Source organism: Micromonospora sp. NPDC049645, from assembly GCF_040675155.1.
In the GTDB taxonomy this organism is placed as follows: domain Bacteria; phylum Actinomycetota; class Actinomycetes; order Mycobacteriales; family Micromonosporaceae; genus Micromonospora.
The window spans coordinates 146,459-168,469 of record NZ_JBFAOI010000012.1 but is presented as its reverse complement, the minus strand read 5'-3'; the positions used below and the strand labels follow the sequence as shown (position 1 = coordinate 168,469).

The following is a 22,011-nucleotide window of genomic DNA, read 5'->3' as shown; positions in this document are numbered from 1 at the left end:
GGTCTCCGCCACGGCATTGGTCGCCGGGGTGGTGACTTGATTGGTGTGGGGTGCGTGGTTGGCGGGGGGGGGGGGCCGGGCGCTCACCCCCCCCCCCCCCGCGGGCGGGGCCGCCCGCCCCCCCCGGGTCCAGGAACGGGGTACGCCTCAGAGCATCGGACGGCCGACCACCGAGGCGACCAGCCGGGCGAACTCCTCCAACCGGGCGATCTGCCCGGCCCCGCCGTCGTCGAGGGTCTTGCCGAACCGCAGCGCGTCGTGCCGGGGCGTGCCGATCATCTCCTCGCTCGGCGGCGCCTCGTCCAACGAGGTGAGCAGCAGGTAGACGTCGATGCTGTCGACCCGGATCTCGCCGCTCTCCGAGCGGTTGAGCCGTCGCCGGCAGCCCACCTCGGTCACCGTGGAGACCGGAACCACCCGCAGCGACGAGGTCATCGAGCCCGGTGGGCCCTCCTCCGGCGGTACGTCCTCGCCGTGCCACAGGATGAGCCGGCTGCCGTCGCAGACGACCACCTCCTGCCACACCCCGTTGACCTCGTTGACGAAGCGTTCCAGGGTGAAGCCGAGCACCGACGCGCCGCGTAGCACCCCGCCGAGCGCTTCCAGGGCGACGTCCGGGTCGCGCAGGTAGGCCCGCGCCGCCGACTCCAGGTCCTGGTAGGGCGACCAGTCGGGAAAGACCGCGGGGAGGTCTCCGCCGCCGTAGCCCGGTCGGCTCATGCCAGCGTCTCCCCCTGCTCGGCGGTGCCGGCGCCCAGCTCGATGGTCACGGCCTGTCCATCTCCCCCGTACCGTTGGGCTGCGCACCCGCCGCCTGGGCGGCAGCGGCCTGTCGGGCCGCCTCCGCCTCGCGCAGGTCCTGGCGGCGCTGCGCGTACGCCTCGGTGCCCTTGCTGGGCTTGCGCCGGCGCGGCGGCGCGGTGACCCCCGGGGCCAGCTTGCGCGCGGACACCAGGAACGCGGTGTGCGCGATCATCCGGTGGTCCGGGCGGACGGCGAGGCCCTCGGCGTGCCAGTCGCGCACCAGGGACTCCCAGGCCCGTGGCTCGGTCCAGCCGCCGCGCTCGCGCAGCGCCTCCACCAGCTCGGAGAGCTGCGGTGTGGTGGCGACGTAGCCGATGAACACCCCACCGGGCACCAGCGCCCGCTCGACCATGTCGAGGGTCTCCCAGGGGGTCAGCATGTCCAGGATGATCCGGTCGAAGCCGGTCTCCTGGCACTGGGCGACGTCGCCGACGTGCAGGTTCCACGAGGGGTGCGGCCCGTTGAAGAACGCCTCGACGTTGCGCTTGGCGATCTGGGCGAAGTCGTCGCGCAGCTCGAACGAGTGCAGCTCGCCCTCGGTGCCGACGGCGCGCAGCAGGGAGCAGCTCAGCGCGCCGGAGCCGGCGCCGGCCTCGAGAACCTTCGCGCCGGGGAAGATGTCGCCCATCGCGACGATCTGCGCCGAGTCCTTCGGGTAGATCACCTGGGCGCCGCGCGGCATGGACAGCACGTAGTCCGACAGGAGTGGCCGCAGGGCCAGGAACGCGGTGCCACCACCGGCGGTGGTCACCACGCTGCCGTCGGGGAGCCCGATCAGCGTGTCGTGGGCCAGGATGCCGCGGTGGGTGTGGAACTCCTTGCCGGGCTCCAGCGTCACGGTGTGCATCCGCCCCTTGGGGTCGGTCAGCTGGACCCGGTCGCCGGGCCGGAACGGGCCCCGGTGCACGGGTGTCAGCGCTCCGCTGGCGGGGTCGGCGGCGACGGTGGAGGGAGTTGCGGTCACGGTGTCATCTTCCGGTTGGGTTCGAGGAGCTGTGCCAGGTCCGCGATGTGCAGAATGCCGACGACATCTTCGCCTGACGTCACCACGTACTGCGCGCCCGGGTGGGTCTGTACGGCCTCCATCACCCGCTCGCCGTCCCACCCGAGCGGCAACGTGGGAAGTGTGCCCAGCGACCGGGCGACGGCGTCCACCGCCAGCCACGGTCGACGCTCGAGCGGCACCGCGTCGGCGGCGGCCGGGTCGACCAGCGCCACCGGTCGGCCGGTGGAGTCGGTGACCAGCAGCGCGGCCCCGGGCTGCCCGCTCTCGGCGCGTCGGCGCTGGGCCTCGGACAGGGGCGTACCGGTCGGCACCGGCCAGGCCGGGCGGGCCAGCCGGGCGAGGTCGATCAGCGGGAACCGGCGGCTGACCCGGGCGGCCCGGATCGACTGCCCGGCGCCACGCCAGAGGGTGACGGCGACCAGCAGCATCAGCGGCAGCGCCAGCGGCGCCAGGTACTGCCCGAGGGTGAGCAGCAGGACCAGCGCGGCGGTGCCGACGGCGACGACGCGGCCGGCCCAGCCGGCGACCTCGGTGCCGAGGTGCCGGTCGCGGGTCAGCCCCCACACGGCGGCGCGCAGCGCCCGGCCGCCGTCGAGCGGCAGCCCGGGCAGGCTGTTGAACAGCGCGACGATGACGTTGCTGACCGCGAGTTGGAAGGCGAGCTGGTGGGCCACGGTCCGCTCGGGCAGGGCCAGCGTGGCGGCGACGGCGAGGACGCCGAGCACCGCGGAGACCGCCGGGCCGGCCAGTGAGACGAACAGGTCGACGCGGGGCGACGGGGCGTCCCGGTCCATCTCGGTGTAGCCGCCGAGCAGTTCCAGCGTGATCCCGCGCACACCGATGCCGTACCGGCGGGCGGTCAGGGCGTGGCCCAGCTCGTGCAGCAGCACCGAGCCGAGCAGCGACACGACGAATCCGAACCCGATCAGGTAGCCGCTGACCTGCGGCAGGTCCAGTTGTCGGCGGGCGAACTCGCCGTACAGCACCGCGATGAGCAGCGCGAGCAGGACCATGGAGCCGTTGAGGTGCAGCGGCACCCCGAACACCCGACCGACGTTCAGGCCGAGGCGTCGGTCTGGTCGGCGCGGCGGCCGGGTTGTCTGCTCCATCGCCACGATGCTACGGACCGTCGCTGGGTGGGGCGGGCGGCGGTCGGTGTCACACCGGTGCCCTAACCTTTGCCGACATGACGGCGGAACCGGTCACCACCTCCCATCCCTCCTCCGCGGCGCAGCCGCCGCCCACGGTGCGGGCTTCGCTGTCCCCGTCCCGGGCGGCGGATTTCAAGACCTGTCCGCTGCTCTACCGGTTCCGCAGCATCGACCGGCTGCCCGAGCGCACCACTGTCGAGCAGGCCCGGGGCACGCTGGTGCACGCGGTGCTGGAGCGCCTGTTCGACCTGCCGGCGACCGGCCGCACGCCGGAGGCGGCCGGCGAGCTGGTGGCGCCCCAGTGGGACCGGCTGGTCACCGAGCAGCCGGAGCTGGCCGGGATCTTCGACGGCGCGGAGCCGGCCGGCCCGGTGGAGTTCCTCCGCTCGGCCGCCGGGCTGTTGGAGGGCTACTTCGCGGTGGAGGACCCGACCCGGCTGGAGCCCGCCGAACGCGAGAGCCTGATCTCCGCGGTGGTCGACGAGGAATTGCTGATCCGGGGCTACCTCGACCGGCTCGACGTCGCTCCGGACGGCGCGCTGCGGGTGGTCGACTACAAGACCGGCGGCGCTCCACGGGAGGCGTTCGAGGCGCGGGCGCTGTTCCAGCTGAAGTTCTACGCGCTGGTGCTGTGGCGCACCCGCGGGGTGGTGCCCCGGGTGTTGCGACTGCTCTACCTGCGCGACGCCGAGGTGTTGGATTACACGCCCGACGCCGACGAGCTGGTCCGTTTCGAGCGCACGGTGGTGGCGTTGTGGCGGGCGATCGAGCAGGCCACCGCCCGGCAGGATTTCCGGCCCCGGCCGAGTCGGCTCTGCGACTGGTGCAGCCACCAGGCGCTGTGTCCGAGCTTCGGCGGCACCCCGCCGCCGTTCCCGGTCGCGGCGGCGAACGCCGACCCGCTGCGCGACTCCCGGGCCACCCCAGTGGCGCCGGGCGCCGACGAGTGACGGCCCGCTGAGCGACACTCACCCCACCTGCGCGGCGGTCCGGCCCCCGGGCTCACCGGTCGTACGTCCACGCCCCGGACCCGACCGCGACGGTACCGACGCGGTCGGGACAGGGCGACGGGCCCGCCTCTACGGTGATCCTCGATGCGCCGGCTCACGTACGCGAGGATGACCGGTGCGCGGCACGACGTCGGGGACGGGAGACGAGATGACCGATCGGGTGGCTTCGGCGCGGCCGGTACGGATCCTGCTCGCCGACGACCAGCCGTTGCTGCGGACCGGGTTCCGGATGGTGTTGGGCACCGAGGGCGACCTGGACGTGGTGGCCGAGGCCGGTGACGGCGTGGAGGCCGTGGAGCTGTCCCGTCGCCTCCTGCCCGACGTCGTCCTGATGGACATCCGGATGCCGCGGATGGACGGGGTGGCGGCGACCCGGGCCATCGTCGACGCCCGGCTGCCGGTACGGGTGTTGGTGCTGACCACCTTCGACCTGGACGAGTACGTGGTCGGCGCGTTGCGGGCCGGTGCCAGCGGGTTCCTGGCCAAGGACGTGCCGGCCGAGGACCTGATCGCGGCGATCCGCACGGTCGCCGCCGGGGACGCGGTGGTGACGCCTCGGATCCTGCGGCGGCTGCTGGATCGTTTCGCCGAGCTGCTGCCCGACCCGGCGGCGACACCGTCGGCGGCGCTCAACGCGCTCACCGACCGGGAGCGCGAGGTGTTGGTGCAGGTGGCCCGGGGGCTGTCCAACGCCGAGATCGCGGCGGTGCTGTCGGTGAGTGAGACCACCATCAAGACCCACGTCGGGCACGTGCTGACCAAGCTGCGGCTGCGCGACCGGGTGCAGGCGGTGGTGTTGGCGTACGAGTCGGGGTTGGTCCGCCCCCGGGCGTAGCCGCACCGGCCCGGGTACCTCACCCGGCGTACTCGAAGATCCCTCCGTGGGGGGACGGCCGCCGTTGCCGTCGTCACCTACCGTGACCGGAGACGGTCCGGTTCGGTTGACCCTCCTGTGGCGTCGGGTGGAAGTGTCGGTGCTGCCGCCGGCCGCCGAGGGGGAAGAGCGGTCGTCAGGTCAGGGGCAACCCTGATCCGACATGGGGGTGCACCCGCAGCGGGAAATCCGCGCGAGGTCCCCCCAGGGTTGGACGGAGCGGGCGTACGCAGCACCGATGATTGAACAGTCGCGTCGGACCATCGGGGGGCGGCGTGCATTTTCGGACAGACGGAAGAGGTAGATGACGTGACCGCGACGGTAGGCCAGCAGGCGCAGGCCGCGGCCCGGGCGAACGACGTGTGGAAGGTGTACGGCAGCGGCGAGGCTCAGGTCATCGCGCTGCGGGGGGTCAGCGCCGAGTTCGAACGTGGCCGCTTCACCGCGATCATGGGCCCGTCGGGTTCCGGTAAGTCGACGCTGATGCACTGCCTGGCCGGCCTGGACTCGGTGACCCGGGGAACGGTGTCGATCGGTGAGACGACGGTAACCGGGCTGGGCGACGCGGGGCTGACGAAGCTGCGCCGCGACAAGGTGGGCTTCATCTTCCAGCAGTTCAACCTGCTGCCGACGTTGACCGCCAAGGAGAACATCCTGCTGCCCTTGTCGATCGCCGGGCGCAAGCCGGACCCGGCCTGGTACGACACGGTGATCGAGACGGTGGGGTTGAAGGACCGGCTGGACCACCGGCCGGCGCAGCTCTCCGGTGGGCAGCAGCAGCGGGTGGCGTGCGCGCGGGCGTTGGTCTCCCGCCCCGAGGTGATCTTCGCGGACGAGCCGACGGGCAACCTGGACTCGCGCTCTGGCGCGGAGGTGCTCAACTTCCTGCGTAACTCGGTGCGTGAGCACGGCCAGACCATCGTGATGGTGACCCACGACCCGACCGCCGCCGCGTACGCCGACCGGGTGGTCTTCCTCGCCGACGGCGAGATCGTCTCGGAGCTGATCGAGCCGACCGCCGAGACGGTGCTGGACACCATGAAGAAGCTGGACACCCCGGCCGAGGTGGGCAACTGATGTTCCGCGCGACCATGAAGAGTCTGCTGGCCCGTAAGGTCCGGCTGATCCTGTCCGGCTTGGCGGTGGTGCTCGGGGTGATGTTCGTCTCCGGCGCGTTCGTGCTGACCGACACGCTGGGTCGCTCCTTCGACTCGGTCTTCGCCGACGGTTTCTCCGAGATCGACGTGAACGTCGCGGCGAAGCCGAAGGTGCAGGTCAACGAGATGGAGGGCGAGCAGACCGCCGCCCCGCTACCGGCCTCCGTGGTGGACCGGGTCAAGCAGGTGCCGGGGGCGGCCTCGGCGACCGGCGTCGTCAACGCCGACGGCGCCCGGCTGATCGGCAGCAACGGCAAGGTGGTCACCTCGTTCGGCCCGCCGCAGTTGGGTGAGAACTGGACCGGCGAGAGCGACCTGCTGCAACTGCGCGAGGGGCGCGCGCCGCAGGCCGAGGACGAGATCGTCATCAACAAGTCGTTGGCCACGGCCGCGAAGGTGAAGGTCGGCCAGAAGGTCGGCGTGCTCACCGCGTTCGAATCGAAGAAGCGAGAATTCACCCTGGTCGGCGTCTTGGGTTACAGCGGTGACCGGGACTCGATCGGCGGGGTCAACGAGGTCTTCTTCACCACGCCGGTGGCGCAGCGGCTGATGCTGGGCGAGCCGGACGTGTTCAGCAGCATCACCGTGCAGGCCGCCGACGGGGTCTCCGACGAGAAGCTGCGCGACGACGTGGCCCGCACCCTGGGCGCGGACTTCGAGGTGAAGACCGGCGAGCAGGTGGCCGCGGACGCCTCGGCCAGCCTGAAGGAGGGCCTGGCCTTCTTCAACAAGATCCTGCTCGGCTTCGCCGCGGTGGCGCTGCTGGTGGGCACCTTCCTGATCCTCAACACCTTCTCGATCATCGTGGCGCAGCGGACCCGGGAGTTGGCGCTGATGCGCGCCATCGGGGCCAGCGGCCGACAGATCATCGGTTCGGTGGTGCTGGAGGCCATCGCGGTCGGGTTGATCGCGTCGGTGCTCGGCCTGGCCGCCGGCATCGGAGTGGGCGCGCTGCTGGCGTACCTGTTCGGCAAGCTCGCCGGTGGGCTCACGCTGGCCGGGATCGGGGTGCCGGCGGCGGCGGTGATCGGTTCGTTCGCCGTCGGTCTGGTGATCACCGTGGTGGCGGCGCTGCTGCCGGCGCTGCGGGCGTCCCGGATCCCGCCGATCGCGGCCATGCAGGACGTGGCCACCCCGGACCGGCCGTTGACCAAGGTCACCGTTGCCGGGTCGCTGGTCACCGGCGTCGGCGCGGTGCTGCTGTTCCTCGGGCTCAGCGGCAACGCCGGGGGTCAGACGCTGTCGACCATCCTCGGTGGGGTGCTGTTCGCCTTCATCGGGGTGGCGCTGCTGACCCCGCTGATCAGCCGGCCGGTGGTGAGCCTGCTCGGCGTGATCTTCTCCTGGTCGGTGCCGGGCAAGCTGGGCCGGCTCAACTCCGGGCGCAACCCGCGCCGCACGGCGATCACCGCCGCCGCGCTGATGGTCGGCATCGCGCTGGTCACCGGCGTCACGGTGATCCTCGACTCGGCCAAGGGCAGCATCAGCGCGCTCGCCCAGGACACCATCAAGGCCGAGCTGGTGATCGCCGGGCAGCAGGGCGGCCCCCGTCCGCCGACGTTCGACCCGGGTGTGCTGGACCGGGCCAAGGCCCTGCCCGGTGTGCAGTTGGTCGACGGCGAGTACGGCGACATGGGCCGGATCGACGGCGAGAGCACCTGGGTCGCGGTGAGCAGCGACCCGGCGTCGCTGCGGCAGATCTTCGGGGCGAAGCCCACCGCCGGTGACATCGACCGGATCGGGCCGACCCAGATGCTGGCCAGCTCGGACACGGCCACCTCGCGGGGCTGGTCGGTGGGCTCGACGGTGAGCGTGCAGCTGACCCGGGGCGAGGCCCGCACCTACACCATCAGCGGCATCTACGAGTCGTCGCAGCTGACCAACCCCGTGACGCTGCCGCCGGCGGCGGCGAAGGACTTCGCCATCCCGCAGCCCATCCAGGGCTTCATCCAGCTGGCCCCGGGCGCCCGGGTGTCCGACGTCCAGCCGCAGGTGGAGGCGTTGCTCGCGGACAGCCCCGAGGTGTCGGTGGCCGACCGGGACGCGTTCATCAAGCAGCAGACCAGTTCACTCGACGGGCTGCTCACGATGATCCAGATCCTGCTCGCGTTGGCCATCGTGATCGCGGTGCTCGGCATCATCAACACCCTGGCCCTGTCGGTGCTGGAGCGGACCCGCGAGTTGGGTCTGCTGCGGGCGATCGGCCTACGCCGGTCCCAGACCATGGGCATGATCACCGTGGAGGCCGTGGTGATCTCGGTGTTCGGCGCGCTGCTCGGCGTGGCGGTGGGCACCGGCCTCGGCGCCGCGGTGGTCGAGGCGCTCAAGGACGAGGGCATCACCGACCTGATCCTGCCCTGGGGGCAGATGGGGGTCTTCCTCGGTCTCGCCGCCATCATCGGCGTGGTGGCCGCGGTGCTCCCGGCCATCCGGGCGGCCCGGATCAACGTCCTGGGCGCCATCGCCCACGACTGATCGGCACTACCGAGGCCCCCGATCGCCATCTGCGCGGTCGGGGGCCTCGGCCGTCCGGCCTGCCCGTTTGCCCTAGTCCGTCGACGGGCGGCTGCCAGACTGGTGGTGCCGGCAGGGCGCCGGCCCGTCCGGTGACCCCGGCGGCGGACAGTCGGATCCGGTGACATGACCGATCAGGACGCGTACCAGCGTGCACTCGACAACGCCGAGCGGTTGCTCGGTCAGCCGTTGGTGCTGCCGCTCGGCGAGGGTGAACCGCCGGTGGGGCACGACTTCCGCCGTCTCGCCACCGTGCAGACCTTCGGCGCGGCCTGGCCCCGGCAGGGCCTGGACCTACGCAGCCGCTGCCTGGTGTCGGTGGCGATCGCCGCCGCCCTCGGCACCCACGAGCCGCTGCGCGGCCAACTGCGCATCGCGCTGACCTCGGGCGTGACCAAGGAAGAGATCGTCGAAGTGTTCATCCACCTGTCCGCGTACGCGGGCGCCGCGAAAGCGTTCGACGCGTACCAGGTGGTCGGGGCGGTCTTCGCCGAGCGTCAGTGACTCCGCGCCGACCGGGTCAGCCGGTCGCTGCGGCCCGGTCGGTCAGCAGCGCCCCGAGCAGCTCCAGGTCCGCGCCGGTCAGGCTCTTCACCTGGTGTACGCCGACAGTGTTCGGCAACGCCACCTCCGCCGGTACGGCGAGCACCGCCGCGCCGGACGCGAGTGCGCTGGCCACCCCGGTCGGTGAGTCCTCGATCGCCACGCAACGCTCGATCGGCACACCCAGCAGCCGGGCGGCGGTCACATAGGGCTCGGGGTGTGGCTTGGCCGCCACCACCTCGTCGCCGGCGACCACCGCGTCGAAGTTGTTCCGACCGAGGGTGTCCAGGGCGATCTCGACCAGCGCCCGTGGGCTGGAGGTGACCAGTGCGGTGGGGATTCCCGCCGCGCGGACCGCGCGCAGCAGGTCGAACGCCCCCGGCTGCCAGGGCAGGCCGCTGCGGAACAGCTCCAGGATCCGGGCGTTGATCCACGCCGCACTGATCTCCGGATCCCGTTCGGGCTGCCCCAGGTCGTCGTGCAGGATGCGCATCGACTCGGCCATAGCGGTGCCGATGATCGACTGGCGGGCGTGGGCGGAGAGCTCCCCGCCGTACTCCCGGGCGAGCTCCTGCAACGCGACGTCCCACAGCTTCTCGCTGTCGACCAACGTGCCGTCCATGTCGAAGAGCACGGCGGCGGGGTGATGGCTGTTCAGCGGAACCTCCAGGGTCGTGACCGACACCGGCGATCCTGCCAGCAGCGCCCGGGGCCGGTGGCGGCAACGGGCGTCAGGGTGATCCGGGCAACCCCGCTCAGCCCAGGTCGCACTCCTTCAGCGAACCCTCGTAGCCCCGGAAGAACATGTCGGTGCGCTGCTCGGCGGTGCCGTGCGCCCCTTCCGCGAACCACGGCTGGTCCGGGTCGTCGCCGACCGCCGCCACCCCCTCCCGGAACTCGTCCAGGTCACCCTCGGCGAGGGTGAGGGCGCCCGAGCGCACCGAGTCGCCGAGGTACGCCCCGGCCATGCAGTCGGCCTGCAACTCCTGCTGGATGGTGAAGCTGTAGTTGATGCCGAGCCGTACCTGGATGCCGTGCGCGTACTCGTGCCCGAGCAGGTAGAACACGAACGCGTCGCCGACCTGGCGGAACGCCGCCACGGACCAGTTGACGTCGTAGGCGATGAAGTCGCCCCGCGAGCAGTAGACGGCGTTGTTGCGGGGCAGTGCCTGGCCACCACAGGACACCTCGCCGTCGCGCTGGTACGGGGTGATCCGTCGGATCGGCTGGAACCGCTGCCCGGACTCCTTGAACTGGGCCGCCCAGTACCGCTCGGCGATCTCCTGCGCGTCGGCGACGTCCTGCTCGAACTCGGCGACGCTTGTGGTGCTGTCGGCCCGGGTGGTGCTCGACCCCGGCGAGGCGACCGACGGGTTCGCCCCGGGGCGCTCGGCCTCCGGCTCGGCCAGCCCACCGCCGGCGCAGGCGAGCGACACCAGCGCGGCGATCAGCAGACCCGCCAACGGGCCCCGCGCGTCGCGTCCGAACCGTCGCCCCACTGTGCCTCCCCAGACATCGGTGCCCACGCTGCGCTGTACCCCGACGATACGACCGCCACGCCCATCACCGGTTTCACGTGCGGGGTGGCCGGACGGTTCACGCGGGTGGACTCGGGTGAGGTGTGACGCAGGGGGCTCGGGTCGGCGCGGGCACCGATGCCGGCCGGCCACAATGCCCGGGGAGGTGCCGCCGTCCGTGGAGGAGAGGTCGTTTGCACGAGTTGGGCAGCCGCCGCCGACGTCAACCGGCGCCGGCGCACGTCCTGTGGCGGTCGCTGCGCGACCCGTACGAGGCCGGCGGCCGGCAGTGGTTGGAGTTGCGCGACGACGAGGTGCCGCCCCGGGTGGCGGCGGGCTACGCGCCGGTGCTGCTCGTGTGGTCGTCGCTGTGGCCGCACCGAGCGCTGGATCGGGTCCGCTTCGACCTGACCCCCGGGCTACCCGGCGGGGATTGCACGCTGCGCTGGACGCTCACCACCGACGGGGACCTCCCGAGCGAGAGCACCCTCGGCCACCTACGTCACCGCCTCAGCTATCTGATCAACAACCGGCTCCGCCTGTCCCACGGCCAGTAGGGTCAGCCGCCGGACTCCCGGCCGCGCTGCCACGTGTCCCCCTGGTCGGCGTGTCGCTCAGCCTCGTACCGCTGCTGCCGCGCCCGCGCGTCCCGCGCAGCCCCGGCGTCGTCGCCCCCGACCCCATCGACCCGCCCCCGCCCCCGCCCCCGCCCAACAAGAACCCCACCCGCGACCGCCGCCACCACAACAAAAACCCCAAAAACCATCCACACAGTCCCCATCCCGCCAACGTAACCCCCACCCACCACCCCTGAGTCCCGGTGATCAAGAGGTTCGCGTCATCTCGCCCGGCGTGTCGTGACGCAAACCTCTTGATCAACAGATCGGGTGGGTGGGGGTGTCCGGGGGCAGGGGTTGGGGTTCGACGTTTCCTGTGGAGCGTCGGGGTGGCGCTCGGCAGGAAGAGAAGGTAGGCCAGATGAGGTACATGATTTTGCTCTACGGGTCGCAGCAGGACTATGACGTGCTGTCCGGGCGGGCTTCCGACCGACCGGTGATGTCGGCCGAGCAGATCGCGGCGATGCACCAGCACATGGAGGCCTTCCACCAGGCGTTGGCCGAGTCCGGGGAGTTGGTCGACGCCCGGGGCCTGAGCGAGCCGGTGCACGCCCGTCGGGTGCAGGTCCGGGAGGGAGCGCCCGTGGTCACCGACGGCCCGTACCCGGAGACCCAGGAGGTTCTCGCCGGCTACACCATCGTGGAGTGCGCGAGCTTCGATCGGGCCACCGAGATCGCCGCCGGTCTGGTCGACCCGGACGCCCCCGGGGGCTACGTGGACGTGCGACCGGTGCTCGACGGCGTCGAGGACCTGGCCGGCTGATCCCGTGCCGCAAACACCCGTCGAGGACCTGCTGCGCGAGCTGGCGCCGCAGGTCCTCGGCGCGCTGGTCCGCCGCTACGGGCACTTCGACACCGCCGAGGACGCCGTGCAGGAGGCGCTGATCGTCGCGGCGGACGGATGGCCGGGTGACGGCGTACCGGACAATCCTCGTGGTTGGCTGATCACCGTGGCGTCGCGGCGGCTGACCGACCTGCTGCGTCGCGACCAGGCCCGGATGCGGCGGGAGGACACGGTGGCGCGGTGGGTGCTGCCGGAGCAGTGGCGCTCCCCCGCGGCCGACCGTCCACCAGCCGACGCCGACGACACGCTCATCCTGCTGTTCCTGTGCTGCCACCCGGCGCTGTCGGCGGCGTCGCAGATCGCGCTCACCCTGCGCGCGGTCGGCGGGCTGAGCACCGCCGAGGTGGCGCGCGCGTTCCTGGTGCCGGAGGCGACGATGACCCGGCGGATCAGTCGGGGCAAGCAGCGGATCCGCGACAGCGGACTGCGGTTCGCGCCGCCCACCGGCCCGGAGCGCGCCGAGCGGCTCGCCGCCGTGCTGCACGTGCTCTACCTGATCTTCACGGAGGGGTACGCCCGCACGGCCGGGCCCGGGTTGCTGCGCGCCGACCTGACCGCCGAGGCGATCCGGCTGACCCGCCTGGTGCACCGGCTGCTGCCCGAGGATCCCGAGATCGCCGGGCTGCTCGCGTTGATGCTGCTCACCGACGCCCGCGCTCCGGCGCGGATCGGCCCGCACGGCGAGCTGGTGCCGATGGCCGAGCAGGACCGCAGCCGGTGGCGGGCCGACCAGATCGCCGAGGGGGTCGAGCTGATCACCGGGGCGCTGCCGCGCGGGGTGGTCGGGGCGTACCAGCTCCAGGCCGCCATCGCGGCCGTGCACGACGAGGCGCCCAGCGCCGCGGCCACCGACTGGGCGCAGATCACCGCCCTGTACGAGGTGCTCCTGAGGTTGTCCGACAACCCGGTGGTAGCGCTCAACCACGCGGTCGCGGTCGCGATGAGCCGGGGCGCGCCGGCCGGGTTGGCACTGCTCGCCGACCTTGCCGACGACCCCCGGCTCGCCGGCGATCCTCGACTGCCGGCCGCCCGCGCCCACCTGTGGGAGCTGGAGGGTGAGCGGGTCGCGGCACGGGAGGCGTACCGGATGGCGGCGACGCGCTCGACGAACCTGGCGCAGCAGCGCTACCTGAACGCCCGCGCGGACCAGCTGGGCGCCGACCCGCCGGCCGCCGGCTGAGCCGACGGACCGTGCGGGTCACGCTGGGCCGACGGGCCGTGCGGTCACGGCTGGGCGGGTCAGGGGCTGGGCGGGTCAGGGGCTGGGCGGGTCAGGGGCTGGCGGCCAGGAAGACGAACGCGGCCAGCAGCACCAGGTGCACGCCGCCCTGCAGCACGTTGGCCCGGCCGGGCACCACGGTGAGCACGGCGGTCACGGCGGTGAGCGCGAGCAGGGCGAGCTGGGTGCCGCCGAGGCCGAGCAGCAGCGGGCCGTCCAGCCAGATCGAGGCGATCGCGATGGCCGGGATGGTCAGGCCGATGCTGGCCATGGCCGAGCCGAGCGCGAGGTTCAGGCTGATCTGCACACGGTCACGGCGGGCGGCCCGGGCGGCGGCCAGGGTCTCCGGCAGCAGCACCAGCAGGGCGATGATCACACCGACGAACGCGTGTGGCAGGTTCGCCGCGGCGACCCCGGCCTCGATGGTCGGGGAGACGGTCTTGGCGTCGCCGACCACCGCGACCAGCGCCACCAGCAGCAACCCCAGGCTGACCAGCGCGGCGCGGGTGCTCGGCGGCTTGGCGTGCTCCTCCGCGTCGATCACCTGGCCCCGGCTGTCGACCGGCAGGAAGTAGTCGCGGTGCCGGCCGGTCTGCACGAGCACGAACAGCCCGTACAGCGCCAGCGAGGCGACCGCGGCGAAGGCGAGCTGGGCCGGGCTGAACTCCGGGCCGGGGCGGGCCGTGGTGAAGGTCGGGATGACCAGACTCAGGGTGGCCAGGGTGATCACGGTGGCCAGGGCCCCGCCGGTGCCCTCGGGGTTGAACACCGCGACCCGCCGGCGCAGCGCCCCGAGCAGCAGGGACAGGCCGAGTATGCCGTTACAGGTGATCATGACGGCGGCGAAGACGGTGTCCCGGGCGAGCGACTGGGTCTTCTCCGGTCCACTGATCATCAACGTGACGATGAGGGCGACCTCGATCACGGTGACCGCGACGGCGAGCACCAGCGACCCGTACGGCTCCCCCACCCGGTGGGCGACCACCTCCGCGTGGTGCACGGCCGCGAGCACGGCGCCGCCCAGCAGCACCGCGACCAGCACGATGACCGGGCCGGGCAGGTCCCGCCCCCAGGTGACGAGCAACACCAGGACGGCGAGCACGGGTACGGCGACGGTCCAGTCGGTCAGGCGGGAGCGAAGCAGGGCGGCCATGCCGTAAAGAGTGCCAGGTCAGGTGATCATGTGCCCACCATCGACGCGGTGGCACCCGAATACGTAACTCATAGGTTACGCTTTCCGGGTGGACGAGGTGGCCGTCGCGATCGCGGACCCGGTACGGCGACACATCCTGACCATGCTGCGCGAGGCACCCCTCTCCGCCGGCGACATCGCCCAACGGTTCCCGATCAGCCGGCCCGCCATCAGCCGCCACCTGCGGGTGCTCCGCGAGAGCGGGCTGGTCCGCGACGAGTCGGTCGGCCGGCAGCGGATCTACCGCCTGGACGCGGCCCCGCTCGCCCCGCTGCTCGACTGGCTCGCCGGGCTCAGCACCGTCGACCGGTGGGAGCGGCACCTCGACGCGTTGGAGACCGAGGTCTACCGCACCCGCCGAGAGCGCCGCAGCCGCGGCCCGGCGGAGCACCGAAGGGAGCACACGGCATGACCCGCACACCCGCCGGACGCCTGTTTCGCACCGCCGCCGGCCACGATCTCGTGCTCACCCGAACCTTCCACGCCCCGATCGCCGACGTCTGGGCCAGCCTGACCGAGTCGGAGCGTACGGCCCGCTGGTTCGGCCCGTGGGAGGGTGACGCCGGGCCCGGACGGACCATCCGGGTCCAGATGGCGTACGAGGACCAGCAGCCCTGGTGCGAGGTCCACATCGAGGCGTGCGAAGCGCCGCGGCGCCTCGCCGTATCGACGACCGACAGCTACGGCACCTGGCTGCTGGAGCTGTCGCTGACCGAGACCAACGGCACCACCGAGCTGCGGTTCGTCCAGCACCTGAGCAGCGTGGAAGGCATCGCCGAGGTGGGCGCCGGCTGGGAGTACTACCTGGACCTGCTGGTCGCCGCCCGCGACGGCTCACCCCGCCCCGATTTCGGCGACTACCACCCCGCCATGCGGTCCTACTACCAGGGCCTGGTCGCCGCTGCCGGCTAGGGGTCGAGTTCCCGCCGTAGCTTGGCGAACTCGGCCGTCAACGCCGGCAGGGGAAAGTGCGCGTTCAGGCCGCTGGGGTTGGGTAGCACCCAGACCCCGGCCGGGCCCAGACGGCCCGGCTGCCGGCCCAACCCGGCCTTCGGCTGGGCGAAGGCGATCCGGTACGCGGTCACCCCGAGAATCGCCACCCAGCGCGGCCGGTAGCGCTCGGCCTTCACCGCCAGCCCGGCGACTCCGGCGACCAACTCCGCCGAGGTCAGCTCGGCGGCGCGGGCGGTGGCCCGGTTGCTGAGACTGGTGATGCCCAGGCCCTGCCGCAGCAGCTCGTCGCGTTCCGACGAGTGCAGTTGGCGGTCGGTGAAACCAGCCCCGTGCAGGGCCGGCCAGAACCGGCTGCCCCTGCGGGCGAACGGCTCCCCCACGGCGGCCGAGTACAGACCCGGGTTGAAACCGCAGAACAGCACGCGCAGCCCGGGGCCGATCACGTCGACCAGCCCACGACCGGCCGCCGCCGCCACCTCCTGCGGGGTCGGCCGCCGCGACGGCCCCGCACGCTCCGCGTCCACCCCACCGATCCTGCCGTACGCCCGGGTGTCGGGCCCGGCGCACGCCTTGACACCCTCAACGGATGCAGTCGACCGACCACCTCGCCGCCGCCCGCCACGCACGGATGCGCTGGAACACGCCGCTGTCGCCGGAGCACGCCACGCTGCTGCTGCAACGGCTCGACGTCCGCCCCGGCGCGCGTGTGCTCGACCTCGGCTGCGGTTGGGGTGAGCTGCTGCTGCGGGCGGTCGCCGCCGGCGGCGTGTCCGGCCCGGTCGCGACGCGGGGCGTCGGCGTCGACACCGACGACGCCGCGCTCGCCCGGGGGCGGCGGCTCGCCGCGGGCCGGTCGCTGAACCGGCACGTCGCCTTCGTGATGGGCGAGGCGGCGGCCTGGCAGGAGCCCGCCGACCGGGTCCTCTGCGTCGGCTCGGCACACGCCTTCGGCGGCACCGCCGCCGCCCTCGACGCCCTCGCCGCCGTGGTCCGACCGGGCGGGAGGCTGCTGTTCGGCGACGCGTACTGGGAACGGTCCCCGACGGCGGAGATCGCCGCGGTCTTCGGCCCGCAGGTGACGACCCTTCCCGGGCTGGTCGAGGCCGCCCGCGAGCGCGGCTGGCGGTTGCTGCACCTGAGCACCGCCGACCAGCGGGAATGGGACGACTTCGAGTCCACCTGGCTCGCCGGCCGGCAGGAGTGGCTGCTGACGTACCCGGAGGATCCCCGCGCGGCCGATGTCCGCGCGGAGCTCGACGACCGGTTGCGCCAGTACGTCGGCGGTTACCGAGGCGTCCTCGGCCTCGCCTACCTGGTCCTCGGCCGCTGACGTTGAGCGGCACGAGCCTCGGCGTTCGGCCCACCGGCGCGACCGGCGTAGGGAAGAGTGGCAGGCGAGAGCTGTCGTCGGCGCGCAGGCGACGGCACGGCGCCGGCCCGTGCGGAGGTTCCAGATGGGTGACACGTCCGCGGCGAACCCCGCCCGCAGTGTCGTGCTGGTCCATGGCGCGTACGCGGACGGTTCCTCCTGGGCCGACGTCATCCCGCTGCTCCAGCGGGCCGGGTTGACCGTCACCGCCGTGCAGAACCCGCTGACCTCCCTGGCCGACGACGTCGCCGCCACCAACCGCGCCCTCGACCGCCAGGACGGGCCGACGGTGCTGGTGGGCCACTCCTGGGCCGGCACGGTCATCAGCGAGGCCGGCAACCATCCGTCGGTCACCGCACTGGTGTACGTCGCGGCCCGCGCGCCGGACGCCGGTGAGGACTTCACCGCACTGGCGGCGAAGTACCCCACGCCGCCGGCGAACGCCGGTCTCGTGCACCACGACGGGTACGCGCAGCTGAGCGAGAGCGCCTTCCTGAACGACTTCGCCGGTGGCGTCGACGAGGCCCGCGCCCGCGCCCTCTACGCGGTGCAGGGGCCGATCGCAGGCGACCTCTTCAAGGGCCGTACGACGACGGCCGCCTGGCGGGACCGACCCTGCTACTACTCGATCTCCACGCAGGACCGCACGACCGCGCCGGAGCTGGAACGGTTCCTGGCCGAGCGGATGAACGCGACCACCATCGAGGTGGAATCGTCGCATCTCGCCATGGTCACCCACCCGGAGACGATCGCCGACCTCATTCTCATGGCGACCAGGGGCACGCCCGGTCCCGCCTAGCGGGTCGAGGCTCACTACGCGCCGTCCCACCGCCGCGGCGGTGGGCTTGACGGGGCGTAGACATCGGAGGTTTACTGCGTCAGCGATACCAGTCGATGAATTTTGGCCGTCCACAGTGGTTGGTCGAGCTTGTCGGCTGGTCCACGCACCACCCCATCATCCCACCCCACCCCACCCCACCCCACCCCACCACCCCGCAGCACCTCAGCCGAGCATCGGCGGCCCGGCTCCCGCACCACCGCCACCCCTGGCCCATGGCCTGCCCGCGTGCACGCCCTGAGGCCCACGCTCAGCTAAGGAGCAACGAGCATGCGTTCCCGTTCCCGTATGTTGGCCGCCATCACCGGTCTGGCCGTGTTACTGACCAGCCTGGTCGCCCTGCCGACCCCCGCCTCGGCGGCGCCGCTGACCAAGGTGCTGGTCTTCAGCAAGACCGCCGGCTTCCGGCACTCGTCCATCCCCAACGGCATCGCCGCGATCCAGCAGCTCGGCTCCGCCAACGGTTTCACCGTGACCGCGACCGAGGACGCCGCCCAGTTCACCACCTCCAACCTGGCCCAGTACCAGGCGGTGGTGTTCCTCTCGACCACCGGCGACGTGCTCAACTCCAGCCAGCAGACCGCGTTCGAGTCGTACATCGCCGCCGGTGGCGGCTACGTCGGCGTGCACGCCGCCGCCGACACCGAGTACAGCTGGCCGTGGTACGGCTCGCTGGTCGGGGCCTGGTTCGACTCGCACCCGGCGATCCAGACCGCCACCGTGCGGATCGAGGACCAGACCAACCCGTCGACCGCGCACCTCGGCACCACCTGGGTCCGCTCCGACGAGTGGTACAACTACCGCACCAACCCCCGGTCCAGCGCGCGGATCCTCGCCAACCTCGACGAGTCGTCCTACAGCGGCGGCAACATGAGCGGCGACCACCCGATCACCTGGTGCAAGGCGTACGGCGGCGGACGGGCCTGGTACACCGGCCTCGGGCACACCGAGGCGTCGTACACCGACCCGAACTTCACCCGGATGCTGCTCGGCGGCCTCCAGGTCGCCGCGGGCTCCGTGACGGCCGACTGCTCGCCGCGCACGACCACCCCGCCGCCCACCGCCACCGGCTCCACGCTGCGGGCCCGCGCCAACAACCAGTACGTGAGCGCGCCCAACTCGACCACCGCGCTGATCGCCAACAAGACCTCCGTCGGCACCAGTGAGCGGTTCGACCTGGTCAACCTCGCCAACGGCAACGTGGCGCTGCGTGCCAAGAGCAACGGTCAGTACGTCGCGGCCGAGAACGCCGGTGCCGCCGCCCTGATCGCCAACCGGGCCACCGCGGGCGCCTGGGAGACGTTCCAGCTCGTCCGCAACTCCGACGGCACGGTGAGCCTGCGGGCCACGGTGAACAGCCGCTACGTCGCGGCCGACAACGGCGGCGCCTCCCCGCTGATCGCCAACCGGACCTCCATCGGCCAGTGGGAGAAGTTCGACCTGGTCACCACCAACTGACCTGGTCCCCCCGCTCGTTCTCACCACCCCCACCTGGTCGTGGTGCGCCCCCGCGCGCCCGTCCCCCGGTCGTCGAGAAAGGACGATCATGCTCTCGTACCCCCGGCGCTGGCCCCGGGCGCTCTTCGCGGCGGTCCTGACCGTCGCGAGCGCGGCCCTCGCTGTGGCTGCACCGTCCACCGCCCAGGCGGCGGTGATTCCCGCCTCCGACTATCAACAGGTCAAACTTGCCACCGGCTCGGCGGAGCTGGGTGAGGCGATGTCCCTGGCCGTCCTGCCCAACCGTTCGGTGCTGCACACCGCCCGCAACGGCGTGCTGCGGGTGACCGACGTGGCCGGCAACACCAAGGTCTCCGGCACCCTGTCGGTCTACACCCACGACGAGGAGGGGTTGCAGGGCGTCGCCGTCGACCCCAACTTCGCCACCAACCGGTGGATCTACCTGTACTACTCCCCCACGCTGAGCACCCCGTCCGGGGACGCCCCGACCACCGGCTCACAGTCCGACTGGGACCGGTGGAAGGGACACCTGCGGCTGTCCCGGTTCACCCTCAACAGCGACGACACGCTCAACCTGAGCAGCGAGAAGATCGTGCTCCAGGTCGCCAACGACCGTGGGCAGTGCTGCCACGTCGGCGGTGACCTGGACTTCGACGCCGCGGGCAACCTGTACCTGACCACCGGCGACGACACCAACCCGTTCGAGTCCTCCGGCTACGCGCCGCTGGACGAACGCACCAACCGCAACCCGCAGTTCGACGCCCAGCGCTCGGCGGGCAACACCAACGACCTGCGGGGCAAGCTGCTGCGGATCAAGCCGCAGTCGGACGGCACGTACACGATCCCGTCGGGCAACCTGTTCGCGCCCGGCACGGCCGGCACCCGCCCGGAAATCTACGCCATGGGTATGCGCAACCCGTTCCGGATGAGTGTGGACAAGGCGACCGGCGTCGTCTACCTCGGTGACTACGGCCCCGACGCCGGGGGCACCGACGCCAACCGTGGCCCCTCCGGTCAGGTCGAGTTCAACCGCATCGCGGCGCCCGGCAACTACGGCTGGCCGTACTGCACCGGCACCAACACGAGCACCGAAACATACAATGAATACACCTTCCCGTCCGGGCCGTCGCAGTCGAAGTACAACTGCACGGGCGGGCCGACCAACAACTCGTTCCGCAACACCGGGCTCACCACGCTGCCCGCGGCGAAGCCAGCCTGGATCAAGTACGCCGGCGACTCCGGGTCACCGTCGGAGTTCGGCAGCGGCTCGGAATCACCGATGGGCGGCCCGGTCTACCGCTACAACGCCTCGCTCAACTCCAGCATCAAGTTCCCGGCCTCGCTCAACGGCCAGTTCTTCGCCGGCGAGTACGGCCGCCGCTGGATCAAGGCGATCGCGGTCAACTCCGACGGCTCGCGCGGGGAGATCTCCAACTTCCCGTGGAGCGGCACCCAGGTCATGGACATGGCCTTCGGCCCGGACGGCGCGCTGTACGTGCTGGATTACGGCACCGGCTCGAACAACCAGGCGCTGTTCCGGATCGAGTACATCGGCGGCGGCAACCGCAGCCCCATCGCGGTGGCGTCGGCGAACCCGACCTCGGGGGCCAACCCGCTGACGGTCAACTTCTCGTCGGCCGGCAGCTCCGACCCGGAGGGTGGCGCACTGAGCTACCTGTGGACCTTCGGCGACGGCACCACGTCGACGGCCGCAAACCCCACGAAGACGTACACCACCAACGGCACGTACTCCCCTACCCTGAAGGTCACCGACCCGACCGGCCTGTCCGGCACGGCGAGCCTGGTCGTCACGGTCGGCAACACCGCGCCGACGGTGACGCTCACCACGCCCTTGGACGGGCAGCTGTTCAACTTCGGTGACACGGTGCCGTACACCATCTCGGTGAGCGACCCGCAGGACGGCACGATCGACTGTTCCAAGGTGAGCTTCACCTACGCGCTGGGCCACGACAGTCACGCCCACCAGATCACCTCGAAGACGGGGTGCAGCGGCTCGATCACCGTCCCGACCGACGGGGAGCACGACTCGGCGGCCAACATCTACGGGGTCTTCGACGCCGCGTACACCGACAACGGCGGGCTCACCACGCACAGCATCAGGACGCTGCAACCGAAGCACCGTCAGGGTGAGCACTTCAGCGCGACGTCCGGTGTCCAGGCCACCGACCACACCAACGCCGAGGGTGGCCGCACCGCCGGGTTCATCGAGAACAACGACTGGATCTCGTACCAGCCGTACAACCTGTTCAACGCGACCCGGTTCACCGCCCGGGTCTCCTCGGCCGGGGCCGGCGGCACCATCGAGGTTCGCGTCGGGTCGGCCACCGGCACCCTGCTCGGCACCGCCACGGTGCCGGTGACCGGTGACTGGGAGACCTTCGTCGACGTCTCCACCGCCATCAGCAACCCGCCCACCTCGACCACCACGCTCTACCTGGTGTTCAAGGGCGGCTCCGGCAACCTGTTCGACGTCGACGCGTTCACCTTCACCACCGGCACCAGCAGCGGCACGCCGGTGACCACCCTGCGGGCGCAGGTGAACAACCAGTACGTGTCCGCTGTCGGCAGCAACGCGCTGATCGCCAACAAGGCCAGCGTGGGCACCACCGAGCAGTTCGACCGGGTCGACGCCGGCAACGGCAACATCGCCCTGCGGTCACGCGCCAACGGGTTGTACGTCTGCGCCGAGAACGGGGGCGCGGAGCCGTTGATCGCGAACCGCACGACGGTCGGCCCGTGGGAGACCTTCACCATCATCACCAACTCGGACGGCACGGTCGGGCTGCGGGCTCTGGCCAACAACCAGATCGTGGCGGCCGAGAACGCCGGCGCGGGAGCGTTGATCGCCAACCGTACGTCGGTCGGGTCCTGGGAGCGGTTCACCCTGACCACCAACTGACCGTGGAGGGGCCCGGCCTGGTCG

Annotated in this window: 21 protein-coding genes; 14 read left to right on the top strand and 7 right to left on the bottom strand. The window is 71.9% G+C overall.

Annotated features, from left to right (window positions below; all coding sequences use genetic code 11):
* Nucleotides 1–147: 147 nt before the first annotated feature.
* The 3 genes from AB0J33_RS24725 to AB0J33_RS24715 are packed head-to-tail and all read right to left on the bottom strand — an operon-like array spanning nt 148 to nt 2,919.
* Nucleotides 148–720 (bottom strand): hypothetical protein, encoded by a 573-nt coding sequence (locus AB0J33_RS24725; RefSeq protein WP_363616377.1) that lies wholly within the window; start codon nt 718–720, stop codon nt 148–150.
* Nucleotides 721–766: 46 nt separating this feature from the next.
* Nucleotides 767–1,720 carry a tRNA (adenine-N1)-methyltransferase gene (locus AB0J33_RS24720; RefSeq protein ID WP_363616391.1) on the bottom strand — a complete coding sequence of 318 codons (954 nt, stop codon included), beginning with the start codon at nt 1,718–1,720 and terminating at the stop codon, nt 767–769.
* A 44-nt stretch (nt 1,721–1,764) separates the two neighbouring features.
* Nucleotides 1,765–2,919, bottom strand: a complete 1,155-nt coding sequence (locus AB0J33_RS24715; RefSeq protein WP_363616376.1) for a M50 family metallopeptidase — start codon at nt 2,917–2,919, stop codon at nt 1,765–1,767.
* A 77-nt stretch (nt 2,920–2,996) separates the two neighbouring features.
* Between AB0J33_RS24715 and AB0J33_RS24710 the strand changes: the two genes are divergently transcribed.
* From AB0J33_RS24710 to AB0J33_RS24690, 5 genes are all read left to right on the top strand, one after another.
* On the top strand, nt 2,997–3,911 hold the full coding sequence (locus AB0J33_RS24710) for a PD-(D/E)XK nuclease family protein (RefSeq protein WP_363616375.1): 915 nt from the start codon (nt 2,997–2,999) through the stop codon (nt 3,909–3,911).
* 208 nt (nt 3,912–4,119) lie between these two features.
* Nucleotides 4,120–4,806 carry a response regulator transcription factor gene (locus tag AB0J33_RS24705; protein ID WP_363616374.1) on the top strand — a complete coding sequence of 229 codons (687 nt, stop codon included), beginning with the start codon at nt 4,120–4,122 and terminating at the stop codon, nt 4,804–4,806.
* Between the two features lie 348 nt (nt 4,807–5,154).
* Nucleotides 5,155–5,922 carry an ABC transporter ATP-binding protein gene (locus AB0J33_RS24700; protein WP_030332873.1) on the top strand — a complete coding sequence of 256 codons (768 nt, stop codon included), beginning with the start codon at nt 5,155–5,157 and terminating at the stop codon, nt 5,920–5,922.
* A complete protein-coding gene (locus AB0J33_RS24695) occupies nt 5,922–8,477 on the top strand; it encodes an FtsX-like permease family protein (protein WP_363616373.1) in 2,556 nt (851 codons plus the stop codon). Before AB0J33_RS24700 ends, AB0J33_RS24695 begins: the two co-directional genes overlap by 1 nt.
* A gap of 165 nt (nt 8,478–8,642) precedes the next feature.
* Nucleotides 8,643–9,020, top strand: coding sequence for a carboxymuconolactone decarboxylase family protein (locus tag AB0J33_RS24690; RefSeq protein ID WP_363616372.1), 378 nt, complete (start codon nt 8,643–8,645; stop codon nt 9,018–9,020).
* A 16-nt stretch (nt 9,021–9,036) separates the two neighbouring features.
* On the opposite strand, the gene AB0J33_RS24685 is transcribed toward AB0J33_RS24690, so the two are convergent.
* Nucleotides 9,037–9,693 (bottom strand): HAD family phosphatase, encoded by a 657-nt coding sequence (locus tag AB0J33_RS24685; protein WP_363616390.1) that lies wholly within the window; start codon nt 9,691–9,693, stop codon nt 9,037–9,039.
* A 121-nt stretch (nt 9,694–9,814) separates the two neighbouring features.
* Nucleotides 9,815–10,585 (bottom strand): neutral zinc metallopeptidase, encoded by a 771-nt coding sequence (locus AB0J33_RS24680; protein ID WP_363616371.1) that lies wholly within the window; start codon nt 10,583–10,585, stop codon nt 9,815–9,817.
* A gap of 185 nt (nt 10,586–10,770) precedes the next feature.
* On the opposite strand from AB0J33_RS24680, the gene AB0J33_RS24675 reads away from it, so the two are divergent.
* The 3 genes from AB0J33_RS24675 (at nt 10,771) to AB0J33_RS24665 (ending at nt 13,217) form a co-directional block, all read left to right on the top strand.
* A complete protein-coding gene (locus AB0J33_RS24675; RefSeq protein ID WP_363616370.1) occupies nt 10,771–11,133 on the top strand; it encodes a hypothetical protein in 363 nt (120 codons plus the stop codon).
* 421 nt (nt 11,134–11,554) lie between these two features.
* Nucleotides 11,555–11,956, top strand: a complete 402-nt coding sequence (locus AB0J33_RS24670; protein ID WP_363616369.1) for a YciI family protein — start codon at nt 11,555–11,557, stop codon at nt 11,954–11,956.
* A 4-nt stretch (nt 11,957–11,960) separates the two neighbouring features.
* The gene (locus AB0J33_RS24665; RefSeq protein ID WP_363616368.1) at nt 11,961–13,217 is read left to right on the top strand and encodes a DUF6596 domain-containing protein; all 1,257 of its coding nucleotides are present in this window, start codon (nt 11,961–11,963) and stop codon (nt 13,215–13,217) included.
* Nucleotides 13,218–13,308: 91 nt separating this feature from the next.
* Here AB0J33_RS24665 and AB0J33_RS24660 read toward each other — a convergent pair whose 3' ends face one another.
* A complete protein-coding gene (locus AB0J33_RS24660) occupies nt 13,309–14,409 on the bottom strand; it encodes an ionic transporter y4hA (protein ID WP_363616367.1) in 1,101 nt (366 codons plus the stop codon).
* A gap of 88 nt (nt 14,410–14,497) precedes the next feature.
* Here AB0J33_RS24660 and AB0J33_RS24655 point away from each other — a divergent pair, with 88 nt between their 5' ends.
* Both AB0J33_RS24655 and AB0J33_RS24650 read left to right on the top strand, forming a co-directional pair.
* On the top strand, nt 14,498–14,860 hold the full coding sequence (locus AB0J33_RS24655) for a metalloregulator ArsR/SmtB family transcription factor (protein WP_363616366.1): 363 nt from the start codon (nt 14,498–14,500) through the stop codon (nt 14,858–14,860).
* Complete coding sequence (locus AB0J33_RS24650) at nt 14,857–15,360, top strand: SRPBCC family protein (protein WP_363616365.1); 504 nt, start codon at nt 14,857–14,859, stop codon at nt 15,358–15,360. The genes AB0J33_RS24655 and AB0J33_RS24650 overlap by 4 nt, the downstream gene beginning before the upstream one ends.
* On the opposite strand, the gene mug is transcribed toward AB0J33_RS24650, so the two are convergent.
* Entirely contained in the window at nt 15,357–15,926 is a 570-nt protein-coding gene (gene mug / locus AB0J33_RS24645; protein ID WP_363616364.1) for a G/U mismatch-specific DNA glycosylase, read from the bottom strand. The two genes, AB0J33_RS24650 and mug, sit on opposite strands and share 4 nt — an antisense overlap.
* 62 nt (nt 15,927–15,988) lie before the next feature.
* Between mug and AB0J33_RS24640 the strand changes: the two genes are divergently transcribed.
* The 4 genes from AB0J33_RS24640 to AB0J33_RS24625 all read left to right on the top strand — a co-directional run bounded on the left by AB0J33_RS24640 (nt 15,989) and on the right by AB0J33_RS24625 (nt 21,987).
* Nucleotides 15,989–16,732 (top strand): methyltransferase domain-containing protein, encoded by a 744-nt coding sequence (locus AB0J33_RS24640; protein WP_363616363.1) that lies wholly within the window; start codon nt 15,989–15,991, stop codon nt 16,730–16,732.
* A 124-nt stretch (nt 16,733–16,856) separates the two neighbouring features.
* Entirely contained in the window at nt 16,857–17,570 is a 714-nt protein-coding gene (locus AB0J33_RS24635; protein WP_363616362.1) for an alpha/beta hydrolase, read from the top strand.
* 327 nt (nt 17,571–17,897) lie between these two features.
* Nucleotides 17,898–19,067 (top strand): ThuA domain-containing protein, encoded by a 1,170-nt coding sequence (locus AB0J33_RS24630; protein WP_363616389.1) that lies wholly within the window; start codon nt 17,898–17,900, stop codon nt 19,065–19,067.
* 88 nt (nt 19,068–19,155) lie between these two features.
* Nucleotides 19,156–21,987 (top strand): PQQ-dependent sugar dehydrogenase, encoded by a 2,832-nt coding sequence (locus tag AB0J33_RS24625; protein ID WP_363616361.1) that lies wholly within the window; start codon nt 19,156–19,158, stop codon nt 21,985–21,987.
* The last annotated feature ends 24 nt before the right edge of the window (nt 21,988–22,011 follow it).